This is a genomic window from Mesorhizobium sp. M7D.F.Ca.US.004.03.1.1 (assembly GCF_003998635.1).
Classification (GTDB): domain Bacteria; phylum Pseudomonadota; class Alphaproteobacteria; order Rhizobiales; family Rhizobiaceae; genus Mesorhizobium; species Mesorhizobium loti.
Genome location: NZ_RZQG01000467.1, coordinates 1 through 4,670, shown reverse-complemented (window position 1 = coordinate 4,670; position 4,670 = coordinate 1). Strand labels below are relative to the sequence as shown.

The 4,670-nt window shown below is 63.7% G+C and carries 3 protein-coding genes and 1 pseudogene; 2 read left to right on the top strand and 2 right to left on the bottom strand.

What is annotated here, in order from left to right:
- Positions 1 to 5 precede the first annotated feature (5 nt).
- Positions 6 to 1,163: a lipid-A-disaccharide synthase gene (gene lpxB / locus EN935_RS22950; protein ID WP_245489022.1), complete on the top strand. Its 1,158-nt coding sequence runs from the start codon at positions 6 to 8 to the stop codon at positions 1,161 to 1,163.
- Between the two features lie 31 nt (positions 1,164 to 1,194).
- On the opposite strand, the gene gltA is transcribed toward lpxB, so the two are convergent.
- Entirely contained in the window at positions 1,195 to 2,523 is a 1,329-nt protein-coding gene (gene gltA, locus EN935_RS22945; RefSeq protein ID WP_109669032.1) for a citrate synthase, read from the bottom strand.
- A 184-nt stretch (positions 2,524 to 2,707) separates the two neighbouring features.
- The gene (gene gltX / locus EN935_RS22940) at positions 2,708 to 4,132 is read right to left on the bottom strand and encodes a glutamate--tRNA ligase (RefSeq protein WP_127264424.1); all 1,425 of its coding nucleotides are present in this window, start codon (positions 4,130 to 4,132) and stop codon (positions 2,708 to 2,710) included.
- 101 nt (positions 4,133 to 4,233) lie between these two features.
- Between gltX and EN935_RS22935 the strand changes: the two are divergent.
- Positions 4,234 to 4,670, top strand: a pseudogene (locus EN935_RS22935) (competence protein); the annotation flags it as partial.

The following is a 4,670-nucleotide window of genomic DNA, read 5'->3' as shown; positions in this document are numbered from 1 at the left end:
GGGCATTGAAGATCGCGATCGTTGCCGGAGAGGAGTCTGGCGATCTGCTCGGCGCCGACATCGTGCGTTCGCTCAAGCAGGCTACCGGGCGCGAGGTGCAACTCGTCGGACTCGGCGGCCGCCATTTGCAGGCGCTGGGACTGGCCTCGCCATTCGATGCCGGCGAGATCGCCCTGATGGGGTTCAGCGCCATCTTGCGCGACCTGCCGCGCCTGATGCGGCGGATCAGTCAGCTGGCCAGGACCGTTGAGGACGAAAAGCCGGACTGCCTCGTCACCATCGACAGCCCGGACTTTTCGCTGCGCGTCGCCAAAAAGGTGCGGGCGGCCAATCCATCGATCCCGATCATCCACTATGTCTGCCCGAGCGTCTGGGCGTGGCGGCCGGGCCGGGCGGTGGCGATGAAGCCCTATGTCGACCATATCCTCTGCATCCTGCCGTTCGAGGTGAAGGAGCTCGAGCGGCTGGACGGCCCACCGGGCACCTATGTCGGGCATCGCCTGACCCATGATGCTGGCGTGCTCGCCGCGGCCAAGGCGCAGGACCTGCCGCGCGACCTTTCTCCTGATCGCGTCAAGACCCTGCTTGTCCTGCCCGGTTCGCGGCGCGGTGAGGTGCGGCGCCTGCTCGACCCGTTCGGCGAGACGGTGTCGATGCTGCGCGCGCGTGGACATCGCCTGCGCCTGCTGCTGCCGACGGTTCCGCATGTCGCCGACCTGGTCAAATCCTCGGTCAACCGCTGGGATGAGAAGCCTGAGGTCATCGTCGAGTCCCAGCGCAAATGGCAGGCCTTCGGCAAAGCCGATGCCGCGCTGATCGCGTCCGGGACAGTATCGCTGGAGCTGGCGCTGGCCGGTGTGCCGATGGTCTCCTGCTACAGGCTCGATCCCGTCGCCCGAGTCGTGGCGCCTTACCTGCTGTCCGTCTGGTCGGCGCTGCTGCCCAATCTGATCTCGGATCGAGCCTTAATTCCGGAATTCTACAATGAGTATGTCAAGCCGAACAATCTGGCCCGGCACTTGGAAGCGCTGTTTGCAGACAGTGGGATGCGCGCCTGGCAGAAGCAGGGCTTCGCCGAGATCACGCGGCGCATGGCGACCAACAAGCCTTCAGGCGAGATCGCGGCGGGCGTTGTGCTGCGTCACATAAAAAAGGCGCCCTGACGGGCGCGTTTTTCAATCCAGAAAGCCTCGATCACCGCTTTGCGATCGGCACATAGTCACGCTCCGGCGCACCGGTATAGAGCTGGCGCGGGCGGCCGATCTTCTGGCGTGGGTCCTCGATCATCTCCTTCCACTGCGCGATCCAGCCGACGGTGCGGGCGACCGCGAACAGCACGGTGAACATGGTGGTGGGGAAGCCCAGCGCCTTCAGCGTGATGCCGGAATAGAAGTCGACGTTCGGGTAGAGCTTCTTCTCGATGAAATAGGAATCTGTCAGCGCGATCTTTTCCAGTTCCATGGCGATGTCGAGCAGCGGATCGTCCTTGATGCCAAGCTCGCCCAGAACCTCGTGCGCGGTCTTCTGCATGATCTTGGCGCGCGGATCGTAGTTCTTGTAGACACGGTGGCCAAAGCCCATCAGCCGGAACGGGTCGTCCTTGTCCTTGGCGCGGGCGATGAACTCCGGGATGTGATCGACATGGCCGATCTCGCCCAGCATGTTGAGCGCCGCTTCGTTGGCGCCACCATGCGCCGGGCCCCAAAGGCAAGCGATGCCGGCAGCGATGCACGCGAACGGGTTGGCACCCGACGATCCGGCGAGACGAACGGTCGAGGTCGAGGCGTTCTGTTCGTGATCGGCGTGAAGTATGAAGATGCGCTCCATGGCGCGCGCCAGCACTGGATTGATCTTGTACTCCTCGCACGGCACGGCAAAGCACATGTGCAGGAAGTTGGCAGCGAAATTCAGCTCGTTCTTCGGGTAAATGAAGGGCTGGCCGATGTGGTATTTGTAGGCCATCGCCGCGATCGTCGGCATCTTGGCGATCAGCCGCATGGAGGCAACCATGCGCTGGTAGGGGTCGGAGATGTCGGTGGAGTCGTGATAGAAGGCCGACAGCGCGCCGACCACGCCGCACATCACCGCCATCGGATGCGCGTCGCGGCGGAAGCCGGTGAAGAAGCGCGACATCTGCTCGTGCACCATGGTGTGGCGCGTCACGCGGTAATCGAAATCGTCCTTCTGCGCCTTGGTCGGCAGTTCACCGTAGAGCAGGAGATAGCAGACCTCGAGGAAGTCGCCGTGTTCGGCCAACTGGTCGATCGGATAGCCGCGGTGCAACAGGATGCCGGCGTCGCCGTCGATAAAGGTGATTTCGGACTCGCAGCTTGCCGTCGAGGTGAAGCCGGGATCGTAGGTGAAGGCGCCGGTGGTGGAGTAGAGCGAGGCGATGTCGATGACATCAGGCCCGACCGAACCGCTTCGCACCTTGAATTCGTGAGTCTTGCCGGCGAATTCAAGCGTTGCCGTGGCCTCCTGGGTCTTGCCGCCCAAATCCAGTTTTTTCGCAGCTTCGGTCATTGCAAACTCCTTGTTGTTTCCTCATGCCGGCAAAGGCAAAATCTTGCAAAGCGACACTTCGAAATCACCGCAATGCGCGTATTCGCCACCGCATTTCAGGAGGTGCGTGCCAGATTGGGCCAAGGCCTAATGTTGCACTGCGAAACCCGCCTTTCAATGCCAATCTTCTTGGGCCAGTTTGCTCCTAATCGATTTGATCGGTTATGCGCGCCAGGCTTTCCTCGCGGCCGAGCACAGCGAGCACATCGAACACGCCCGGCGAGGTGCTCTTGCCGGTCAAAGCGGCGCGCAAAGGCTGGGCCACGGCGCCGAGCTTGTGGCCACCAGCGAGTGCAACCTCGCGGATCGCGGCCTCCGCTGCAGCGGCCGTCCAGTCACCTGTAAGCCCGTTCAAAGCTTCGTGAGCACCGCGCAGGATCTTGCGGGCATCGTCATTGAGCAGAAGGGCGGCCTTGTCATCGATCGGCAGCGGTCGCGTGGCAAACAGGAAGGCTGCGCCATCGACGAGTTCGACCAGCGTTTTGGCGCGCTCCTTCAGGCCCGGAAGTGCTGCCAGCAACTGCGCCTTGTTGGCGTCGTTCAAGCGCGAGGCCATCGCAGGGCCGCCCTCGAGATAGGGCAGAGTGGCGATGAAGATATCGAACAGCTCGGCATCGCTCATGCGGCGCATATGCGCGCCGTTGATCGCTTCGAGCTTGGCGAAGTCGAACCGGGCCGCGCCCTTGTTGACGTCGCCGATGTCGAACCAGGAAATCATGTCCGTGATCGACATGATCTCGTCGTCGCCATGGCTCCAGCCGAGACGCGCCAGGTAGTTGAGCAGCGCCTCCGGCAGGTAGCCCATGGCGCGATAGGCCTCGACGCCAAGCGCGCCGTGCCGTTTCGACAGCTTGGCACCATCGGCGCCGTGGATCAGCGGGATATGCGACATGGACGGCACGTCCCAGCCCATGGCGTCATAGATCACGGTCTGACGGGCGGCATTGGTCAAATGGTCGTCGCCACGGATGATGTGGGTGACGCCCATGTCATGATCGTCGACGACGACGGCATGCATGTAGGTCGGATTGCCGTCCGAACGCAGGATGATGAAGTCGTCGAGATCCTTGTTGGGAAAGCGCACCTCGCCCTGGACGCGGTCATGGACGATGGTCTCGCCCTCGGTCGGCGCTTTGATGCGGATGGCGCCCTTGGCGCCTGCAGGAGCCTCTGAGGGGTCGCGGTCACGCCAGCGGCCGTCATAGCGGGGCGGCAGGCCCTTGGCTCTGGCGGCCTCGCGCATCGCCTCCAGCTCGACCGGCGTCGCGTAGCAATAATAGGCCTTGCCCATGCGCACGAGCTCCTCGGCCACCTCGCGGTGGCGCGGCGCACGCTCGAACTGCGACACCGGCTCGCCGTCCCAGGTAAGGCCGAGCCAGGAAAGCCCGTCGAGAATGGCAGCGGTCGCGGCTTCGTTGGTGCGTTCGCGGTCGGTGTCCTCGATGCGCAGCAGCATCGTGCCATCGGTGTGCTTTGCATACAGCCAGTTGAACAGCGCCGTGCGCGCGCCGCCTATATGCAGGTAGCCGGTGGGCGAGGGGGCAAAACGGGTGACGACCTTGTCGGACATGGAACTCTCGGAAACCATCTGAAGCGGGTGCTGTCGCGCGGACTTTCGCACGGTTGGCGTTCATGTAGCATAGGGTGTCGAGGGCGCAAGGGGCAGACCCGATGGCTGGACGAGGCTGGGGCTCGGATCAGGGCGAGGACGCTGTCATTGGCGTCAGCGAACGGTCGCTTTTTGCGCCTCTGCCAGCCCCGCTGCCGCCGCCGTCGCCCCTCGTGCCGGCTCCCGGCAAAGCGCCGTTACAAGCGGATGTCGACGCCTCTGTTCCAGTTGCCGAAACCGGCAGGATCGTGCGCGTGCCCCGGCACATCGGCCGGATTTCGCTGCCTCGCTTGCGCCATAGCGTAGCCACAGCAGCGGGCCTGGAACTCGACCGAGGCGTGGCCTTCCTGCTGGTGCCGGTCTGCCTGGCGATCGGAGCGATCGGCTATTTTTCGCTGACGGCGGAGCCTGACTTTGCCAAGCCCGTCGCGGTCGTCGCCCTGGCGGCGCTCTGTGCGCTGGTCTCCCGTTCATGGCCGAAGACCCATCTGTGCTTCAT

Bases quoted from the DNA above. Each gene is read 5' to 3' on its own strand.
- gltA (WP_109669032.1), bottom strand. From the start codon at position 2,523: ATGACCGAAGCTGCGAAAAAACTGGATTTGGGCGGCAAGACCCAGGAG.
- gltX (WP_127264424.1), bottom strand. From the start codon at position 4,132: ATGTCCGACAAGGTCGTCACCCGTTTTGCCCCCTCGCCCACCGGCTAC.